The organism is Clostridium sp., assembly GCF_050717515.1.
Taxonomy (GTDB): Bacteria; Bacillota; Clostridia; order Clostridiales; family Clostridiaceae; genus Clostridium_AD.
Window position 1 is genome coordinate 409,870 of sequence record NZ_JBOITL010000032.1, and the last position, 18,167, is coordinate 428,036.

Sequence of the window (18,167 nt, forward strand, 5' to 3'; positions counted from 1 at the left end):
ACAGCTGGCAGGGGCAAAGGGAGATATTCAAACACTTTCCCGAATACTGGGATTAGAAATAGATGCGCCAATGGCAAAGGATCCTCGTCAGTATGTTTGTGATGAGAGAGTTAGTGGAATAGGGGGAGTGTTTGGCGATGCGACAGCCTCTGATGAGATTAATCAATGGTTAGCCAGGACTACAAAAGGTGAACGCTCAGAAATGCCGAATATATCCGATAGTGTATGGAGACAGATTGGATGGGATGATACTATGCCCTGTGATGCCTGTCCCAGAAGGGGCTTTTGTAAGCTTGTTAAGGTAAGGGAACATTACAGATCTTCCAAGGATTTAATTATTGCAGATCATAGTATCTTTTTTCAGGACCTGTGGACAAGGGATGAAAGAATTGCAGACGGTAAAATGCCTATGCTTCCAGATTACTCCATGGTGATTTTTGATGAAGGGCATAAAGTCATACTGCCGGCAGCCATGGGTGCTGGAAGACAAATTCATAAAGAGGATATTGATAATATTATCCTTTCCATAGAGGAAATCCAGGGATCAAGAACTTCACTGGTTGTAATTGCAAATGCCGTGGACCAGTCCACTTCTAACTTTTTCGAAAAACTTAATCAAAACCTAATAGATGATGAGCAATCAGAGCGTCTGGCGGTTCGCACCGATGATATACTTCTGAAAGCAGCTGATAATTTTCATAAGGCACTAGAACGGCTACTCTTAGAGATACAAATTGAGGAAGAGCTATACATAGACGCGCTACCAGAAAGCACGTTACATACCTTTGAAATTCAAATAGAACTAGCAATTACAGCCTTAGCTAGGTTTGGTAGGAATAAAGGTAGAGAGGTTATTACTTGGGTAGATAGGGCAGATGGCAGCTTTTGGGTAGTTCCTCGGAATTTAAGCAATATGCTAGATAAACATTTATTTTTGAAAAAATTGCCTGTGGTGTTTACTTCAGGAACTTTAAGTGATGAGGGGGATTTTAGTTATCTGATGAGAACTCTTGGTTTAAAAGAGCCCTCAATATCAACGGTTGGAAGTGAAAAACTTGTTTCCTATTCTTGATGGGATTATTACCATTAATGGTGATCCTATGATCTTTAGACTAGAAACTAGTTACTGTTTTTACCAAGTCACAGTTACCTTAGTGGGTCCTTTTTTTGTAAGTGAAGCTTTCAATATTTGCTGCTAAATTAATAAATAAAATAATGATTTTAAACAAGTGAAAAGTAAATAGGGATTAAATAACCATTAAAATAAAATTTATACATATAGTCCTAAATATAGTATAATACTATTGTGTTATAAACGGAGTACGCTTAAAATGTATTTTAATGTTAAAGTATATCTTGAAATAAAATGAAGTATTTAGAATATTAACGAATGAGTAAGTATTTAAAAACGAGGGGGATAATTGAATGAATAAAAAATTAGTATCAAGTTTATTAATAATAACTATGTGTTTAACAAGTAGTGTAAATGTTTGGGGTGTTACTAAAAAGAAACCAGTAATTGTTGCTAAAAAGAAACCAGTAATTGTTACTATTAAAGATAGTTATGTTCAACAGTATGTAAATACTGATAAAAATTTTAGTAATGGTATAAGATATACAGGCATAAAAGCGGACAGTTATTTTGATGGACAAAGTAAAGAAATAAAAAGAAGCTATTATGCATATTACAATATTAATTCTACCATATTTAATTATAATAAAAGTTTATCAGAAGCTGTAAAGAACAAAGATTTTTCAATTATACAAGATTACTTTAATAAAGATAGCAATTTATATAATAAACAAAATAATTTAGTCGGAAATTTTCTCAACACAGATAATGAAGAATTTCGTAGTTGTATGGTGCTTGATTATTCTTATAATGCGAAAAGAAACTTATATAAGGTAAATGTAATTGAAAAATATAATTGTATGAAAGAATATAATATTACTTCTATAAAAACATATAATAGACAGTATATTATTGATGGTGAATACGCAGATAAAAATATAGTTGATATACAAACAAAAGAAGTTAAAGTAGGAAATGTATTAGAACAGGATGGATATATAAATAAGGTTTATGAAGCTGATGGAAAAAAGTTTTTAGAAGTAGAGCTTGTGAAAATTTTTGTTGGTGATGAGGCTATAAAAGTAGCAAAAGAAGATGGTTATATAGATGAATCTGAAAATAGTGTAGATGATGATTATTATCTAAAAGAAACGCATGAAGTAAAAACTTTTCAAATTTCTGACTTTGCTTATTTTCAAGATTACCGTTCAGTTAATTCAGAAGAAATAAATTATACTAATTCAATAGAACTAGATTTTTATAATTTTTCAGAACGTTGCAATGAAAGCCGCTCTGTTGCTAGGATTGTTACTGAAAAGGATATTGTTCAAGAATGTATGTTGCCATATATGCCTTAAAAATTTTAAATAGATCGGGGCTACATATATATTAGTCTAAATTTGTTTGAATTGCGAGGTATCATTAATGAAAAACAAAGCACAGATGATAACATATTTAATTATAAAAAATTAAGTACTAATAAAAATATTTTTCTTGTATTAGTATTAATACTTATGGCATCATTATTTGTATTACGTACTTTATTTAACCAAAATATTTTAAATGATAATACTACGTTATTTACTTTATTAATTATTAGTATTCTATTTGGAATAGTGATAATATTAGGAATAATACTACTTATTAAAGAGAAACGTCAATAGCGGGTACACGTATTAAGACACATAATAAGATTTCTTTATTATGTGTCTTTTTAATAAGCAAGAAAAATCTAGTGAAAAAATTAATATTGAACAAATGACATCTACTGATCTATTTAAAATAGTTTTTAACAAACTATTTCATTCAAGCGATTACAATAAAGCTGAAAATCTTATTTTTAAAGAATTAGAAGAAAATAATTCTCAAGAAGTATATGATATATCACTTGAGTTTTATAATTCCTTGCTCCCAAAAAGTGATTTAGATTTAAATAATAATAATTTTTCAAGAGAAGAAATTTACCAAGAATTAAATAATCTAAAATAATGCTAACTAAAACAATAATAAAAAATATATATTAGCTGTGGAGGGTTAAATGGATATTTCGTATTTTTTAAATAGTGTGGAAGAGTGGGTGAACCATAATGAAGATATAAAATCACTGATTTTAGTTGGTTCATATGTAAGAGGAGAATCAAGAGTAGATTCAGATGTTGATTTAGTGATGATAACCACAAATCCTGATTTATATATTAATAATTGTTTTGCAGATAATTTTGGAAAAGTAATAAATTCTCAAAAGGAAAATTGGGGTAGAGTTACTTCAATTAGAGTTTGGTATGATAATAATGCATTAGAAGTTGAGTTTGGAATAACTACACCTATTTGGATTGAAAGCCCTCTGGATGTAGGTACTTTTAGAGTTTTATCTGATGGCTATAAGGTAATTGTAGATAAGGAAAATTATTTTAAGAATATTATTTTAAGTCAATAAATTATATTCTGTAGCAATAGCAACAAAAACTGTTCCAATTTTTGCTGCTAAGGAAATGTTAAATATAGATACCTAGAATATGACTTGAATTTTCAAGATAGATATATTTATAAATTGGTGGATAAAATTTATATGGATAAGTCAGTTGAGTTTATTGGAAATGAGTTATAAGTGGAAAATAGCAAAATAAATTGTGTTTACAATTTGTTCGCGTTTTCAAGGGACCTTTATGAGCGAAGCAAATTTGCTAAAGATTGCAGCAAATAGAATAACTTGTGAACGTATTTAGCAACATAGAAACTAGTTACTATTTTTACCAAGTCACAGTTACCTTATTTTTTTATGTTATAATACTTATTGAAAAAGTTTAGAATGTAAGGGTGTTTATCTTTAGTATATAAAGAAAAACTATGTGCATGTACATAACTTACAGTACCTTTTCGAATAATATTTTCTATGGTATTCCATAGGCTAACAGGAGGATAAAATTTTGTATAAGAAAATAGGGGTCCCTTTTTATTATAAAACAAAAAAAGAGTTTCCAAGTAAGTTGATGGATTGGATTGGCGATGTTTTTTACGATATTCTTCCGAAACACGGATATGAGATACGTGATGAGCAAATATATACTGCTTTTCAGCTTGCTGATGCAGTTTGTAATAAAAAAATTCATCTGGCTGAGGCTGAGGTAGGTACTGGAAAGACCTTCGCCTACTTACTCACTGCAATTGCCTACGCTAGATTTAGTGGAAAACCTGTAGTAATTGCATGTGCCCAAGCAGCACTTCAGGAACAGCTGGCAGGGCCAAAGGGAGATATTCAAACACTTTCCCGAATACTGGGATTAGAAATAGATGCGCCAATGGCAAAGGATCCTCGTCAGTATGTTTGTGATGAGAAAGTTAGTGGAATAGGGGGATTGTTTGGCGATGCCACAGCCTCTGATGAGATTAATCAATGGTTAGCCAGGACTACAAAAGGTGAACGCTCAGAAATGCCGAATATATCCGATAGTGTATGGAGACAGATTGGATGGGATGATACTATGCCCTGTGATGCCTGTCCCAGAAGGGGCTTTTGTAAGCTTGTTAAGGTAAGGGAACATTACAGATCTTCCAAGGATTTAATTATTGCAGATCATAGTATCTTTTTTCAGGACCTGTGGACAAGGGATGAAAGAATTGCAGACGGTAAAATGCCTATGCTTCCAGATTACTCCATGGTGATTTTTGATGAAGGGCATAAAGTCATACTGCCGGCAGCCATGGGTGCTGGAAGACAAATTCATAAAGAGGATATTGATAATATTATCCTTTCCATAGAGGAAATCCAGGGATCAAGAACTTCACTGGTTGTAATTGCAAATGCCGTGGACCAGGCCACTTCTAACTTTTTCGGAAAACTTAATCAAAACCTAATAGATGATGAGCAATCAGAGCGTCTGGCGGTTCGCACCGATGATATACTTCTGAAAGCAGCTGATACTTTTCATAAGGCACTAGATAGTTTGCTCTTAGAGATACAAATTGAGGAAGAGCTATACATAGACGCGCTACCAGAAAGCACGTTACATACATTTGAAATTCAAATAGAACTAGCAATTACAGCCTTAGCTAGGTTTGGTAGGAATAAAGGTAGAGAGGTTATTACTTGGGTAGATAGGGCAGACGGCAGCTTTTGGGTAGTTCCTCGGAATTTAAGCAATATGCTAGATAAACATTTATTTTCGAAAAAATTGCCTGTGGTGTTTACTTCAGGAACTTTAAGTGATGAGGGGGATTTTGGTTATCTTAAGAGGACTCTTGGTTTAAAAGATCCAGCAATATCAACGGTTGGAAGTCCCTTTGATATTGAGCAGCAGGTGGTGGTTTATTTACAACAGCCATCCTTTGAGGAAACTGACAGTGCCAAGTTTTCACGCAAAATTAAACAATTACTAGGTTTGCTGAAAGAAAATGGAGGAAGAGCGTTGATACTTGCGAGCTCTTTGAAGGAAGTAAAGAAAATAAGAAAAGAAATTAGTGGATACGCGCTACCTTTTGAAGTTTTATGGGAGGATAAAGGTGAGCGAGGATACCTTGTCCAAAAGTTTCGTGCGGAAGTTACATCTGTATTAGTAGGTTTTACCTTTTGGGAGGGAATTGATGTGCCCGGGGAGTCTTTATCTCTCGTTGTAGTTTGGCAGCTTCCCTTTCCTTCCCTAGACCCTTTGATTGAAATGAGGCGAAAGGAAGCGGAAGAAGAGGGGATTAATCCACTTATAACCGTTGATTACCCTGAAATGGGATTGAAGTTAAAACAAGGTTGTGGCAGATTAATTAGAACTAAGGATGACCGTGGAGCAATAGCTGTCATGGACCAAGTAATAGGAACCCCATGGGAAAAGGTGGTTATGAGGGCTCTACCTAGAGGAGCGAAAATCAAAAATTTTCCTATTGATTTTAATCTCGTGAAGTAATATAATGTAAAAATAATATAGAAATTGCTGTGATAAGAAGAGTAAGTAGATAAGTTCTTTTAAAGAGAGCTCCTGTAGCTGAAACGGAGCAAAGAATTGTTTATTGAAACAAGCCTTTGAGCTTCACTCCGAATCTTTCTTAAGGGGAGGAAGTGACGTATGTTCACGTTATAGAACTAGAGTATATGTATTAATTGTACCGTACTCGAAAAGGTTAATATGGTAACGTATTAATAAACTAGGGTGGCACCACGAATATTGCTCTCGTCCCTAAGATTGTAGAATCTTGGGGGTGGGAGTTTTTTTTATTTTTACTAATAATTAAAGGATGGTGTCTAAATGATTAACAATGATTCAATGAAATATAAGAAGGGTACAGAAAGGCCAACCTTTCCAAAGAGAGCTGTTATAACAGCAGGTATGCCTTACAGTAATAAGGCATTGCATTTTGGTCATATTGGTGGGGTGTTTGTCCATGCTGATATATTTGCTAGATTTATGAGGGATAGAATAGGTAGTGAAAATGTTATTTTTGTATCGGGAACTGATTGTTATGGTTCACCTATTTTAGAAAGTTACCGTAAAGCAAAACAAGGGAATTTATTTAGTGGGGACATAGAGGAGTTTGTGAGTTTTTATCATGAAAAGCAAAAGGAAGTATTGGATGCCTACCAAATAAGTTTGGATTTATATGGGGCTTCAGCACTTGGAAAAGTTGGGGAAGTACACAAAGAAGTATCGAAAATGGTGTTTGAAGATTTATATAATAAAGGTTATATAAATAAGATGTTTTCGGAGCAATTTTATGATGAAAAATTTGATGTTTTGCTAAATGGGCGTCAAGTTGTAGGAAAATGTCCTGTGCAGGGTTGTTCCTCAGAAAAGGCTTATGCAGATGAGTGTGGATTAGGTCATCAATATATGCCCAATGAATTAATTGATCCAATTAGTGCTTTGTCAGGAGAAACCCCAAAATTAAAGTCCATTGAAAATTGGTATTTTAGGTTGGAAAATTGGACGGAAAAATTAAAAAATTATTTGGAGCTTTTAAAAGATAAGGGTGAGAGTAGAAAATATTTAATTAATACAATAAGTGAATTTTTAAAGAAACCGGTAATTTATATAACTAGAAATCAGATGGATATATTTGAAGGCATGAAAAGTAAATTGCCAAAGCATACTGTAGTGGATGAAGGCAAAAATTCCATAGTTATAGTTTTTGAGAACTTTGAATTAAGAGAGAAATCAAGAACTATATTATCACAAAATGGCTTAAAGTTTAGAACGGGAAAAGCCTTAGTTCCCTTTCGAATTTCAGGTAATATTGAATGGGGAGTTCCAGTTCCTGAGGCGGAAGGAATGTCAGGGGCAACCTTTTGGGTATGGCCTGAGTCCTTGTGGGCACCAATTTCCTTTACTAAAACTTATTTAGAAACTGTGCCTAATCCTGAAAATCAATGGGAATCCTGGTGGAAGTCTAAAGATAGTAAAGTGTTTCAGTTTATAGGAGAAGACAATATTTATTTTTATAGCATAGCAGAATCAGCCTTATTTATGGCTCTGCAAAACAATGATCCAGTAATAGATCCAAAGGAAGGTGAATTTCAGTTGCCACATATTATAGCTAACAATCATCTTTTATTTATGGATAAAAAGGCAAGTAGCAGCAGTAATATTAAACCTCCTAGTGCCTTTGAACTACTAGATTATTATACTCCTGAACAACTTAGAATGCATTTTATAAGTTTAGGACTCGCAAATAAAGGTGCAAGCTTTAAACCAAAGAAAATGGGAGACAATACCTTTTATGAGGGTATAGATATGGTTCTAAAGGAAGGCAATTTATTGACTAATATTTTAAACAAGTTAGTTCGTTCCTGTTTTTATACAGCGCAAAAATATTATGAAAGTAAGATACCTAAGGGAACAATTAGCCTTTCTGTTATAGAAAAATCTAAAGAGGCAATACTTGATTTTGAGAGTAAGATGTATAAGCATGATTTTCATAGACTAACGGATATATTAGATGATTATATTAGAACTGCTAATAAAAATTGGGTGAATAGTAGTAAGCTTGTGGATAAAGACCAAAATGAAGAATTAAGAAGTCAACTATTGATGGATAGTTTCTATGCCATAAGAGTAGCAATAACCTTATTGCATTCATTTGCACCTATAGGTTGTGAAAAGATAAGGGAGTTTATGAATTTAAATGAAAAAATTTGGGATTGGACCTACATCTTTGAGGATTATAATGCATTCATAGAAGATGTTGATAACCATAACCTAAAGTTTTTAGAACCTAAAGTAGACTTTTTCACAAAACATCATACACAATTTGAGATGTACGAGTAAAATATCTTGAAAAATCCATAACTAAAGTATGATTTTTTTGAGACAATAAGAACTTTCCTCCATATGATAACATATGATTACTGTTTTTACCAAGTCACAGTTACCTTAGTGGCCCCAGTGGAAAGAATAGTTATAATTTTTCTTTCCATTGTGTCTACTTAAATTTAAATTTATACTTTTCTTATGAGTTAAATCGAATTGGTAACTTATGGCGAATCAGTATATGTAAAAAAGGAGTGTATCTTATGAAAGATTTGTTTTTATCTATGCCAAGCAAAGAATATAAAAAGAGTTTTGAAGATTATGTTATAGCATATAAAAATGCAGATGATAATTATTATTTTACTAAATATAAAAAAGGAATGGAGAATTTTGATGAATATTTAAACGACTTACACAATTATTCTAAAGGAATAGATTTACCGCAAGGATGGGTTATAACCTCAACATTTTGGTTAATTGATAATAATGAAGTTGTAGGAGTAGTAAGAGTTAGGCATCAAGATGAAGGTACAGATGGGCATATAGGTTATGATATATCACCAGGGTATAGAAATAAAGGTTATGGTACTCAAATTTTAAAATTAGCATTAGTTGAAGCAGAAAAAATTGGTATAAAAGAGGTAATGGTTACTTGTAACATAGATAATAAATTTTCAAGAAAAATTATTGAAAAGAATAATGGTAAATTATTAGGGACTATTTTTGATGAAGAGGAAAATGAAAACTTATATAAATATATTATTTGAACATCTAATGACAAATAATAAAATACTGATTTAAGAGTAACAACATAATTATAATTTTGGAAATTTCATATATTGTTTAACAATCTCAAAGGCAGTAATGCCTTTTTTCTTTTTTAAAGATTGATGATAAACATTGACAAATAGGTTTTTGCGGTTTACTATTACGTTGTGTGATATATCATGCAACGTAATAAATTAGAGGAGATGAACAAAGAATAATGAGCTCAATTGAACGATTTTCAGAACCCACATTATTTATTTTAATTAGTTTAGCAGAGAGTAACAAACATGGTTATGCGATCATGGAAGATATAGAAAGTTCATACGATATTAAAATTGGACCCGGTACACTATATGGTGCTATTAGTCGCATAGAAAAACTAAAGTACATTGAGAGTGTTCCCTCTAAAGATAGGAGAAAACCTTATCAAATTACTCCTGAAGGCAGAGAATATCTACAGGAAAAATTGAGAGAAATGGAGAATGTTACTAACTTAGGTTTTAAGAGGTTGGGTATGATATGAAATGGATTATTCATTTATATCCTAAAAAGTGGCGAGAACGTTATGAAGATGAGTTTTTATATATTTTAGAGAAAAGGAAGCTCTCATTTAAAGAAATAATTGATGTATTTGTTAATGCAATGGATGCACGACTTTTAAATTTAGTGGAGGTGATTATAAGTATGGGTAATAAGATAAGTGATATTATGCTTAAATCTGTTTTTAAGCGTTCATTAATAATTGGTTCAATAGTTTTATTAGGGGTGATTAGTGGATATTTACTTGGCGAAAGTACTCCTTCATTTTTTGAATTATCTCCTAAAATAGTTCTTCTAATTGGAGCTTTCTTAGGGCTTTTTATAGGTTATGTAGCTGGAGTGGTAAGAGGAATCATTCGTGTCATAAAAGTAACTCAAAACGAAGATGTGTTCTTGCCAACTGGCAAATTAAAGTTTGATAAAATAGAAAGGTGATGACAAATTTGAAGCAAATAAGGATATTTAATAATACTAATAAATTTTGTTTAGTAACAGAAGTAAATGATTTTATCAAAAATAATAAAGTGAAAATTAGTGACATTCAATATAGTTCAAATGGAGGCAGTCTTATGTTTTCAACTCAATATTCTGTTATGATTATTATTGAAGAAGATGTATTATAAAGTTAAGACAGAGTTTGAATAGGCTCATATTCTGAAGTTGAGTAAAAAAAATCTACACTTATATATTAACACAAAGTGTAGTAGAACAAATGCTGAAGAGGCAATGGAAGTTGTTAGATTAGTTAAGGATATTCTTAATAATAGAAAAGAAAATGAAACTATTGGTGTAATTACTTTTAATATTACTCAAAGGGATTTAATTACCTTAGTGGGTCATGAAGTGGCCCACTTGTTAAGATGCTGCTGCACAATTATACTTAGTGCAACAACCTCTTATTTTTTATCTAGGCTACTATTTCTGTTTTAACTTTTTCTAATTCAGTTTCACTTTTTTTATTAAAAGGTACTGCTATTAGACCTAAGGCTGCAATGATTGCTGTGAAAAGGAAGCACTTATTATAAACTTTATTGGTTTCATCATTTTTTATTACAGTTGATTCATCTAGGATATTATATACCTCTTTTGCTTGTATATTGAACTTTTCTTTTAAAGATGGGTTCATATTATTAGGAACAGTTGCTAATACTGTTTTTTCCTGAGCTTCAATTAACTTATCAACCATATCTCGTGTAAAGGCAGTGTTTTTGCTAGTGTTTGAAGTCTTTATTTTATCACATATAGTAGATTTAACTTGTTGATCAAGCACCACATTATTAGTAACAGTATCTATGATTCTGATTTTTGTATTGTCTATAGCTTGAGCAGTGTAATGACTACTTAGGGTTGAAACTAAAGCTATTGCCAAACATGCAGTTAATTGTCTAAAGCTGTTTAATATTCCTGAAGCAATACCATTCTTATCTGGGGAGATCTCTTCAAAAGCACTTCGATATAAAGGAGAAGTTGAACCAAGTCCAAGTCCTAATAGAATAAATGCACTATAAATTATCTTGATATTGCTTGAATTATTCATAAACACAAACATAAGGTTACCAAGAGATGCAAAAATTACAGCTGATAGGGAAATAACTCTAGCACCATATTTTTCAGATATAATTCCAAAGATAGGGCAAGTAATAAAGGAGATGCAGCTTACTATACCTAGTATGATTCCAGATTTTAATACTGAATAACCTAATTGGTTTTCTAGATAAAAATTCATCAAATATGAGCTAGGCATATAAGCAAAGAATACTACTCCAATTATAGTTATAGAAGAAGTAAAGCTTTTTATTTTAAACAGCTTAAATTCTATCATTGGATTTTTTGACTTAGCCTCGTGTATTAAGAAAGTAGTAATTGAAATTGTTGAGGTTACTATTAAAATAAGTATTCTTGTACTTGCCCAACCGTAGTAATTTCCTTTAACAAGTAGAAAGATTAGTGATCCAATTCCATAAGCTAGTAATATAGAGCCAATAAAATCTATTTTCTTTTCTATTGTTCTGTCATAGCATTCCTTAACATGTCTTATTCCAAAGAGTAAGGCAATAAGAATAAAAGGAATATTCACATAAAATATTGCCTTAAACCCAAAGACTTCATTTAAAATTCCACCTAAAACAGGACCAGAAGCTGCAGCAATAGAGATTATCATACCTATGGAAATACCTAGCTTTGACATGGCATCTTTGCCGAATAATTCTATACCTAAAGGAATGGATAGTGGGGTAAGAATCGCAGCTCCTATACCTTGCATAATTCTAAAAATTATAATCATAGAAAGAGAAGTTGAAAGTCCACAAAATATTGATGAAGAACCAAAGACTAAAAGACCTATTATAAATAGTTTCTTCCTCCCAAAAATATCTGCAATCTTAGAGAAAGTTATTAATAGAGCAGAGAAAGGAATTAAATAAGCTGTACTTACCCAGGATATTCCCGTTATGTCGGTTTTAAAGTAATTGGCCATAGATGGCAAAGACACATTAACTATAGTTGAGTCTAAGACTGTTAAGAAGCAAGCTATTGATAGAGATATAAATGCTAATACTTTTTCTTTTTTATTCATGATAACCTCCAAAATTATTATTATTAGAATGTGAAACCAACGTCATGTTCATATAATACGTTGAAAAAAATTGAATGTCAATACATGAAATGAAATTCATATTTTATTGACTTTTGCTTTTTTAGCTTTTATTATTAGAGTAGGTGATGAAAATGGAAAGAAAAATAAGGATACCAACTCAAAAAAGAGCTTTAGAAAAGTATAATAGAATCTTAGAAGCAGCTTATAAATTATTTAATGAAAAAGGTTATTATAATACCACTACAGCAGATATATCTAAAGAAGCGGGTGTTGCTACTGGCTCTGTATATGCCTATTTTGAAGATAAGAAGGATATTTATATTAGAGTGATTGAAAGGATTAATGAAAAATTTATACATCCAACTCATAATTTTTGGTTGGAGAATGTCGACAAAGAGCTTAATAATGCCGATGAGGCAAAAGGTCTTTTTAGGATATTTATAAAAATGATGATAAAGCATCATGACTTTTCTAAAACCTTTCATGATGAAATGGAGGCATTAACACTTTTAGATGAGGATGTAGCTATGATAAGAAAGGAACAAGAGAGGTTTAGAGATGAAAACGTGAGAGATATTTTCAGAGTTTTATCTATACCTTTTAAAGGTGAAGGGGAAGAAAAGATATTTTTTCATTACTCATTTTTTATAATTGATGACCTATGCCATAAAATTATATACGATGATGAAATAAAAGATGTGGATTTATACATTGAAAAATGCGTGAATATGTTATACTGCTTGTTTCAAGATTGTACGGATTATATGAATAAGTAAGTATAAGAGGAATTTGACCCAACATCAGCAGGTACCTTTACCTATGAGGTTAGTAGCACTCTAATTGTTCATAAAGATCACAAAACAGTGATTGTACCTACGAAAAATGCTATTCTCACTTTAACTACCTGCTATCCATTCTATTTTATTGGGAATGCTCCAGACCGTTATATTGTGGCAGCGGAGCTATTAGAGATATGATAAAGAAAAAAAAGCCTGCATATTTTTTCTGTGGACACGTGTATGATGCTTTTGGTTTTAAAAAATCATATAATACATTTGTTTTTAAGCGTTGATTGTGATGAAATTACAACAAGAGGCTGGGTTGTAAATTTAGAAACTGCAAAATACGAGAAGGTAATATTATAAAAATACAATGTCAGTACGGACAAAGGGGGAATTCATATGGTTTATATGATTGATAGAGAAGAACTTACTAATATACTTCTTAATAACAATGGAGAAGAGATTTTATCTTATGCAGATAAAATCTTAGAATTGGTGCCTGAATTAATAGTTTGTAGTAGATGCGAACATGAACATAGAGCACATAAATATAATGTTTATATGCATATTCTTCACGTAGTTGCAGGAGTAAATAGTGATTTAACACTTAAGCTTGCAGCATTATTTCATGATATTGGTAAACCTTATGCTAAGAAAAAGGTCAATGAAAAGGTTAGCTATTGGGGACATGGAGATATCAGTGTTGTAATTACTAACCTTGTGCTTAACAGACTTGGTTATGATGAAAGTAGAATAAATGATGTATGTAGTTTAGTAAAAATTCATGATGAAAAAATTAAACCTACAATTAATGGTATAAAATTAGTTGTAGATAGCATTGGGAAAATGAATTTTGAAAGATTGCTAATATTACAAACTAGTGATGTTCATGCACATGCAGATGTGTATGCTAATATAATAATTCCCAAATTAGATAAGATTAAAGAAGTATACATTAATAATAAATTCTAGGAGAAATCACTAAAAAGTTATGTAATATAAGAAATAATTCAATTATCGTTAGCGAAACAAATTTGCTACTGATTTGTAAATATCACAGAACTTAATTGGAATTGATATTTTTTCCAAGTCACAGTTACCTTCAGTTACCTTAGTGGGTTATGAAGTGGCCCACTTGCTATTAGCAAGAATCTAACTTCTAGTTATAACAGTTTTCTAATAGGTATTTGTATTTCAGATATATATTCATTTTCAGAATCTGAAAAGTCATAATCTACTATATTTTTTTCGATAGAGTCTCCCAATATTTCGTATCCGTTTTCTTCAATCCATTCAATAAGAACGGTATAGTGATTTTCGATATCTTTATAGGGTCCTAAAAAAACAACATAAGCAAACTCATTTTCTGGAATCGTTATCAAATCCAACTCTATTATATTTTCAGTTGACAAGATTTCGATGAAATATTTAAATTTATTAAAATTTCCACTTGTCATGTTTTCTCTTGAAAGAGAAGTGTATATTTGACCTTCAATAAGCCAGGAACTGAGCTTTAAATATTTTTCGTTTTTTTTAACGCATTCTTTAAGTTCGTACTCGTTTTTACTATCTTTAATGTCTAAAACAACTCCAATTCTTTGAGGCAAGCGCTTTATCTTTACAATATTCAGCTCATGTTTTATATTTCCAAGTAGCTCAAGTTTTGTATTTATTTTGTTTTTTAAATTGACTAACTTATTTATTTTTACATCAATTTCCTCTTCCTTATTTTTTAGTAAGGTCATTAAGTTATTTGTATTTTTATTATTCATATATTTTTTAATATCCTTTAATGAAATATCAAGATTTTTAAAAAATAGGATTCTGCTTAGTTTGAAAAAATTCCGAACACTATAGAATCTGTATTTATTTTCAACATCACAATTAGGTTTTAAAAGATCGATTTTGTCATAATGCCTTAAGGTATCTGTGCTTATATTAAAAAGCTTGGCTAATTCTCCAATTAAAAAAGTATCCTTCACAATTATGTCACTTCCATTCGATAAATATTAAACTATTTATCACTATTATTATAAACCACTAAGTAACATTAAAGCTATTAAAAAATATGAATGTAACATATTGACATTAGACCTGCTCATATCATTTATCAAAATCAAATTTCTTAATGTATCTTTAAGTTTTTCTCGTGATTTCTCTTTATTTTTAAAATAATAATAATACCTATTGACATTAGAGCTAGTCAAAGGTTTATGATTTACTTAGATGAATTTTAATGATTCTATCAATAAATATTACAAAAGGGGAATACTATCATGAGTGGTTATAACGCAGTATTAGCAAGAAATACGGAAAATGCTCCAAAAGGTATCGGTCCATATTCACAAACTGTAGCTTACTCTCATTACAATAATCTTTCAGCTCAATTACCTATCGATCCGAAATCTGGTAAATTGGTAGCTGGTGGTGTAAAAGAGCAGGCGAAGCAGTGCTTTGAAAATATCAAGGCAATTGTAGACAGCATCGACCATGTTATGAGCGATGTTGTTAGAATCACTGTATTCGTTAAGAATATCAAAGATATTGACGCTGTAGACGAAGTTTACAAAACATTCTTCCCAAGCTATCTTCCTACACGGACTATAGTCGCAGTTGCAGCTTTGCCTATGGATGCTTTGGTGCAAATTGAAGCACTTCTTTCAAACGGTGAAGGTACAATTCCAAACGCACCACAAGCAGGCGACCTCATAAAGCTTACAAATAACACGGCAAATGCGCCAACAAGCCCCCTATCTACGCAAGCTGTAGCTTTTTCTCATTACAATAATCTTTCAGCTCAATTACCTATCGATCCAAAATCTGGTAGAGTGGTAGCTGGTGGTATAAAAGAGCAGGCTGGACAGTGCTTAAAGAATATCAAAGCAATTTTAGAAAGTATCGATGTTCCTTTTGACGATATTGTTAAAATTAATATATTCCTTAAAAACCTCTTGGATATTGAAGCCGTAAATGAAGTTTATACAACATTTTTCCCAGACTCGGCTATCGCCAGGGCCGTAGCCTATGTACCTGCACGGACAATAGTTGCAGCTTCAGCGCTGCCTATGGATGCTTTGGTACAAATTGAAGCAGTGGTGTCACACGGAGATGGTACACCTCCACAACTTGTTGAAGACAGGCATGGACTCATCATAGAGGCAAACAATACGGAAAATGCACCAAAAAGTTCTCTATATACACAAACTGTAGCTTTTTCTCATTACAATCATATTTCAGCTCAATTACCTTTAGACCCCCAAACTGGTGAAATGGTAGCTGGTGGTGTAAAAGAGCAGGCTGGACAGTGTTTGAAAAATATCAAGGCAATTGTAGAAAGTGTGGATCACGTTATGGAGGATGTGGTTAAAGTAAATATCTTCCTTAAAAATATCGCAGATATTGATGCTGTAGACGAAGTTTACACAACATTCTTCCCAAGCGGTGTTCCTGCACGGAGAACAGTTGGCGTATCAGATTTACTTAAAGATGCTTTAGTCCAAATCGATGTAGTTGTATCAAACGCTGAAGGAACACCTCCAAAAGCATAACAGGCATTTGTTTGTAAATACAGTAACTATCAAAGTTACTTGTTAATGCCGACGGTGAATGCGAAATCGCATACCCTAATCATAAAAGGGGGCTATCTCAAATGAAAATTGAGACAGCTTCCGTTTTTTAACAGCACAGATGAAAAAGCAACGAGATTTTAGCCGATTATGGCAGAAATCTTGATGCTTTTTTAGTTTCCGGCATAACAAAAAAAACTGGGTTAGCTTGCGAATCTATGCGATTGAATTTTTATAGAGGGTGACACCTAAACTTTGAGTTTGGATACTTTTGTGAAGTTTGTTCAGGTTATAGCCAAAACACAGAAGCAGAAACTTAACCTTCACACTTTGTTTCCCTCTTGTTAAAAATCTTCGAAATCCGTAATTTTCCTTCAAAACTCCGAATATACCTTCCACTTAGATTGATCGATCTTTGAGCTGTATCCCTGCTGGTTATTATCACCTGAGTCAGTTTCAGAGGTATTACCTTTAGTAAATGGTTTATTCGATATAGTTATATTTGATGAAGCTTCTCAAATATTCATTGAATCTGCAGTGCCCACAGTATATAGAGGTAAAAAAGTAGTAGTTGCAGGAGATGATAGGCAGCTAAGACCATCATCAACAATTAGGGGCAAATATGATGAGGAAGAAGAAAAGAGCATAATAACCATCAGGTGACATTAGCAAAACGTGAAAGTAAGTAATGGTATTACTATAATAGATGATACTTCTATTTTTGATGGGCTTATTAGCAATACTGGTCATCTTATGTCCATTAGACTAGAAGCTATTTACTATTTTTTACAAGTCACAGTTACCTTAGTGTAGTGGGTCATGAAGTGGCCCACTTGTTAATTGACCGAAACCAAACTGTGCTCCAGTCTGAGAGTATGTTGCAATGCCAGAAGGGTCATCATCTGATGCTCCTGATATAAACCCCGGGCCTAAAATTCTAAGTAACTTTTTTAATTTTTCTTTTATTTTCATTTTTTTTAATACCGCCTTTACATTATAAATACACATTTAATATTTTTAACTGATACACCAGACTAAATGATATACTCAATTTTAATTGAACATATGTACAAATGTAGTTTTTATGAATTACCTTTAATCTTACTACATAACGCCGAGTATTTTAAGTATTACAATTATAACAACCACGCCACCAATTATTCCTAGCATATAATTCACACTCCTTTTTATCCTTAATTGACGAAATCTACTATTTTAATTTACTATATTTTATTAACTGTTCTCTTGTTAATTTGAAAATCCTACCTAAACAACAACAGTGTGGAGTGTTACCTTGGACGTCTACAATATTTTTAGTATATATATACGCTGACATTTTGGCTCCTAACCTTTCCCAGAAGTATTCTCCTTCATCATATGTTCCAGTACCGTCAATAATATCAATGTTAAATTCTTTTACTAATTGTATTAATAAATTTGTTGCATGCTTCTTATGTGTATATTTAACGTCTATGTTTATATCATTTACATGCATGCTATTATCATTAATCTCAAAAGATATGTTGCCTATTATTATTCCATCAAATAAAATGTTTTTTACTCCTGTATCATTATTGTGCATTGCTCTAGCGTCTTTTAATTTATACATTC

22 protein-coding genes, 1 pseudogene and 1 other annotated feature are annotated in these 18,167 nt (G+C 31.9%); of the genes and pseudogenes, 18 read left to right on the plus strand and 5 right to left on the minus strand.

What is annotated here, in order from left to right; all coding sequences use genetic code 11:
* The first annotated feature begins 70 nt into the window (after positions 1-70).
* The 11 genes from ACREV6_RS17855 (at position 71) to ACREV6_RS17905 (ending at position 10,542) form a co-directional block, all read left to right on the plus strand.
* Positions 71-1,072, plus strand: coding sequence for an ATP-dependent DNA helicase (locus ACREV6_RS17855; protein WP_431579392.1), 1,002 nt, complete (start codon positions 71-73; stop codon positions 1,070-1,072).
* 353 nt (positions 1,073-1,425) lie between these two features.
* Positions 1,426-2,430 carry a TcaA NTF2-like domain-containing protein gene (locus ACREV6_RS17860; protein ID WP_431579393.1) on the plus strand — a complete coding sequence of 335 codons (1,005 nt, stop codon included), beginning with the start codon at positions 1,426-1,428 and terminating at the stop codon, positions 2,428-2,430.
* Positions 2,431-2,776: 346 nt separating this feature from the next.
* A complete protein-coding gene (locus ACREV6_RS17865) occupies positions 2,777-3,061 on the plus strand; it encodes a DUF6483 family protein (protein ID WP_431579394.1) in 285 nt (94 codons plus the stop codon).
* Positions 3,062-3,110: 49 nt separating this feature from the next.
* The gene (locus ACREV6_RS17870; RefSeq protein ID WP_431579395.1) at positions 3,111-3,509 is read left to right on the plus strand and encodes a nucleotidyltransferase domain-containing protein; all 399 of its coding nucleotides are present in this window, start codon (positions 3,111-3,113) and stop codon (positions 3,507-3,509) included.
* Between the two features lie 553 nt (positions 3,510-4,062).
* Entirely contained in the window at positions 4,063-5,967 is a 1,905-nt protein-coding gene (locus ACREV6_RS17875) for an ATP-dependent DNA helicase (protein WP_431579396.1), read from the plus strand.
* Between the two features lie 20 nt (positions 5,968-5,987).
* Positions 5,988-6,242 (plus strand) — a binding site (T-box leader).
* A 64-nt stretch (positions 6,243-6,306) separates the two neighbouring features.
* The gene (locus ACREV6_RS17880) at positions 6,307-8,322 is read left to right on the plus strand and encodes a class I tRNA ligase family protein (protein WP_431579397.1); all 2,016 of its coding nucleotides are present in this window, start codon (positions 6,307-6,309) and stop codon (positions 8,320-8,322) included.
* Positions 8,323-8,567: 245 nt separating this feature from the next.
* On the plus strand, positions 8,568-9,071 hold the full coding sequence (locus tag ACREV6_RS17885) for a GNAT family N-acetyltransferase (protein ID WP_431579398.1): 504 nt from the start codon (positions 8,568-8,570) through the stop codon (positions 9,069-9,071).
* A 218-nt stretch (positions 9,072-9,289) separates the two neighbouring features.
* On the plus strand, positions 9,290-9,595 hold the full coding sequence (locus tag ACREV6_RS17890) for a PadR family transcriptional regulator (RefSeq protein WP_431579399.1): 306 nt from the start codon (positions 9,290-9,292) through the stop codon (positions 9,593-9,595).
* Positions 9,592-10,047 carry a hypothetical protein gene (locus tag ACREV6_RS17895; protein WP_431579400.1) on the plus strand — a complete coding sequence of 152 codons (456 nt, stop codon included), beginning with the start codon at positions 9,592-9,594 and terminating at the stop codon, positions 10,045-10,047. The genes ACREV6_RS17890 and ACREV6_RS17895 overlap by 4 nt, the downstream gene beginning before the upstream one ends.
* 8 nt (positions 10,048-10,055) lie before the next feature.
* On the plus strand, positions 10,056-10,235 hold the full coding sequence (locus tag ACREV6_RS17900) for a hypothetical protein (protein WP_431579401.1): 180 nt from the start codon (positions 10,056-10,058) through the stop codon (positions 10,233-10,235).
* A 37-nt stretch (positions 10,236-10,272) separates the two neighbouring features.
* Positions 10,273-10,542 carry a hypothetical protein gene (locus ACREV6_RS17905; RefSeq protein ID WP_431579402.1) on the plus strand — a complete coding sequence of 90 codons (270 nt, stop codon included), beginning with the start codon at positions 10,273-10,275 and terminating at the stop codon, positions 10,540-10,542.
* Here ACREV6_RS17905 and ACREV6_RS17910 read toward each other — a convergent pair.
* Positions 10,520-12,187 carry a DHA2 family efflux MFS transporter permease subunit gene (locus tag ACREV6_RS17910; RefSeq protein WP_431579403.1) on the minus strand — a complete coding sequence of 556 codons (1,668 nt, stop codon included), beginning with the start codon at positions 12,185-12,187 and terminating at the stop codon, positions 10,520-10,522. The two genes, ACREV6_RS17905 and ACREV6_RS17910, sit on opposite strands and share 23 nt — an antisense overlap.
* A 152-nt stretch (positions 12,188-12,339) precedes the next feature.
* On the opposite strand from ACREV6_RS17910, the gene ACREV6_RS17915 reads away from it, so the two are divergent.
* The 4 genes and pseudogenes from ACREV6_RS17915 to ACREV6_RS17930 all read left to right on the plus strand — a co-directional run bounded on the left by ACREV6_RS17915 (position 12,340) and on the right by ACREV6_RS17930 (position 13,962).
* Positions 12,340-12,984 carry a TetR/AcrR family transcriptional regulator gene (locus ACREV6_RS17915; protein WP_431579404.1) on the plus strand — a complete coding sequence of 215 codons (645 nt, stop codon included), beginning with the start codon at positions 12,340-12,342 and terminating at the stop codon, positions 12,982-12,984.
* A 39-nt stretch (positions 12,985-13,023) separates the two neighbouring features.
* A pseudogene (locus ACREV6_RS17920) lies at positions 13,024-13,185 on the plus strand (sortase domain-containing protein); the annotation flags it as partial.
* Between the two features lie 42 nt (positions 13,186-13,227).
* Positions 13,228-13,353, plus strand: coding sequence for a hypothetical protein (locus ACREV6_RS17925; RefSeq protein WP_431579405.1), 126 nt, complete (start codon positions 13,228-13,230; stop codon positions 13,351-13,353).
* Positions 13,354-13,389: 36 nt separating this feature from the next.
* A complete protein-coding gene (locus ACREV6_RS17930) occupies positions 13,390-13,962 on the plus strand; it encodes an HD domain-containing protein (protein ID WP_431579406.1) in 573 nt (190 codons plus the stop codon).
* A 191-nt stretch (positions 13,963-14,153) separates the two neighbouring features.
* On the opposite strand, the gene ACREV6_RS17935 is transcribed toward ACREV6_RS17930, so the two are convergent.
* Positions 14,154-14,972, minus strand: a complete 819-nt coding sequence (locus ACREV6_RS17935; RefSeq protein WP_220321565.1) for a MerR family transcriptional regulator — start codon at positions 14,970-14,972, stop codon at positions 14,154-14,156.
* 294 nt (positions 14,973-15,266) lie between these two features.
* On the opposite strand from ACREV6_RS17935, the gene ACREV6_RS17940 reads away from it, so the two are divergent.
* A complete protein-coding gene (locus ACREV6_RS17940) occupies positions 15,267-16,538 on the plus strand; it encodes a RidA family protein (protein ID WP_431579407.1) in 1,272 nt (423 codons plus the stop codon).
* A 234-nt stretch (positions 16,539-16,772) separates the two neighbouring features.
* Here the strand turns inward: ACREV6_RS17940 and ACREV6_RS17945 are convergent, their stop codons facing one another.
* Complete coding sequence (locus ACREV6_RS17945; protein ID WP_431579408.1) at positions 16,773-16,955, minus strand: transposase; 183 nt, start codon at positions 16,953-16,955, stop codon at positions 16,773-16,775.
* A gap of 21 nt (positions 16,956-16,976) precedes the next feature.
* On the opposite strand from ACREV6_RS17945, the gene ACREV6_RS17950 reads away from it, so the two are divergent.
* The gene (locus ACREV6_RS17950) at positions 16,977-17,219 is read left to right on the plus strand and encodes an AAA domain-containing protein (RefSeq protein ID WP_431579434.1); all 243 of its coding nucleotides are present in this window, start codon (positions 16,977-16,979) and stop codon (positions 17,217-17,219) included.
* A gap of 12 nt (positions 17,220-17,231) precedes the next feature.
* Positions 17,232-17,369: a hypothetical protein gene (locus ACREV6_RS17955; protein WP_431579409.1), complete on the plus strand. Its 138-nt coding sequence runs from the start codon at positions 17,232-17,234 to the stop codon at positions 17,367-17,369.
* Here ACREV6_RS17955 and ACREV6_RS17960 read toward each other — a convergent pair.
* Positions 17,361-17,564, minus strand: coding sequence for a hypothetical protein (locus ACREV6_RS17960; RefSeq protein WP_431579410.1), 204 nt, complete (start codon positions 17,562-17,564; stop codon positions 17,361-17,363). The two genes, ACREV6_RS17955 and ACREV6_RS17960, sit on opposite strands and share 9 nt — an antisense overlap.
* Before the next feature lie 202 nt (positions 17,565-17,766).
* Positions 17,767-18,165, minus strand: a complete 399-nt coding sequence (locus ACREV6_RS17965) for a hypothetical protein (RefSeq protein ID WP_431579411.1) — start codon at positions 18,163-18,165, stop codon at positions 17,767-17,769.
* Between the last annotated feature and the right edge of the window lie 2 nt (positions 18,166-18,167).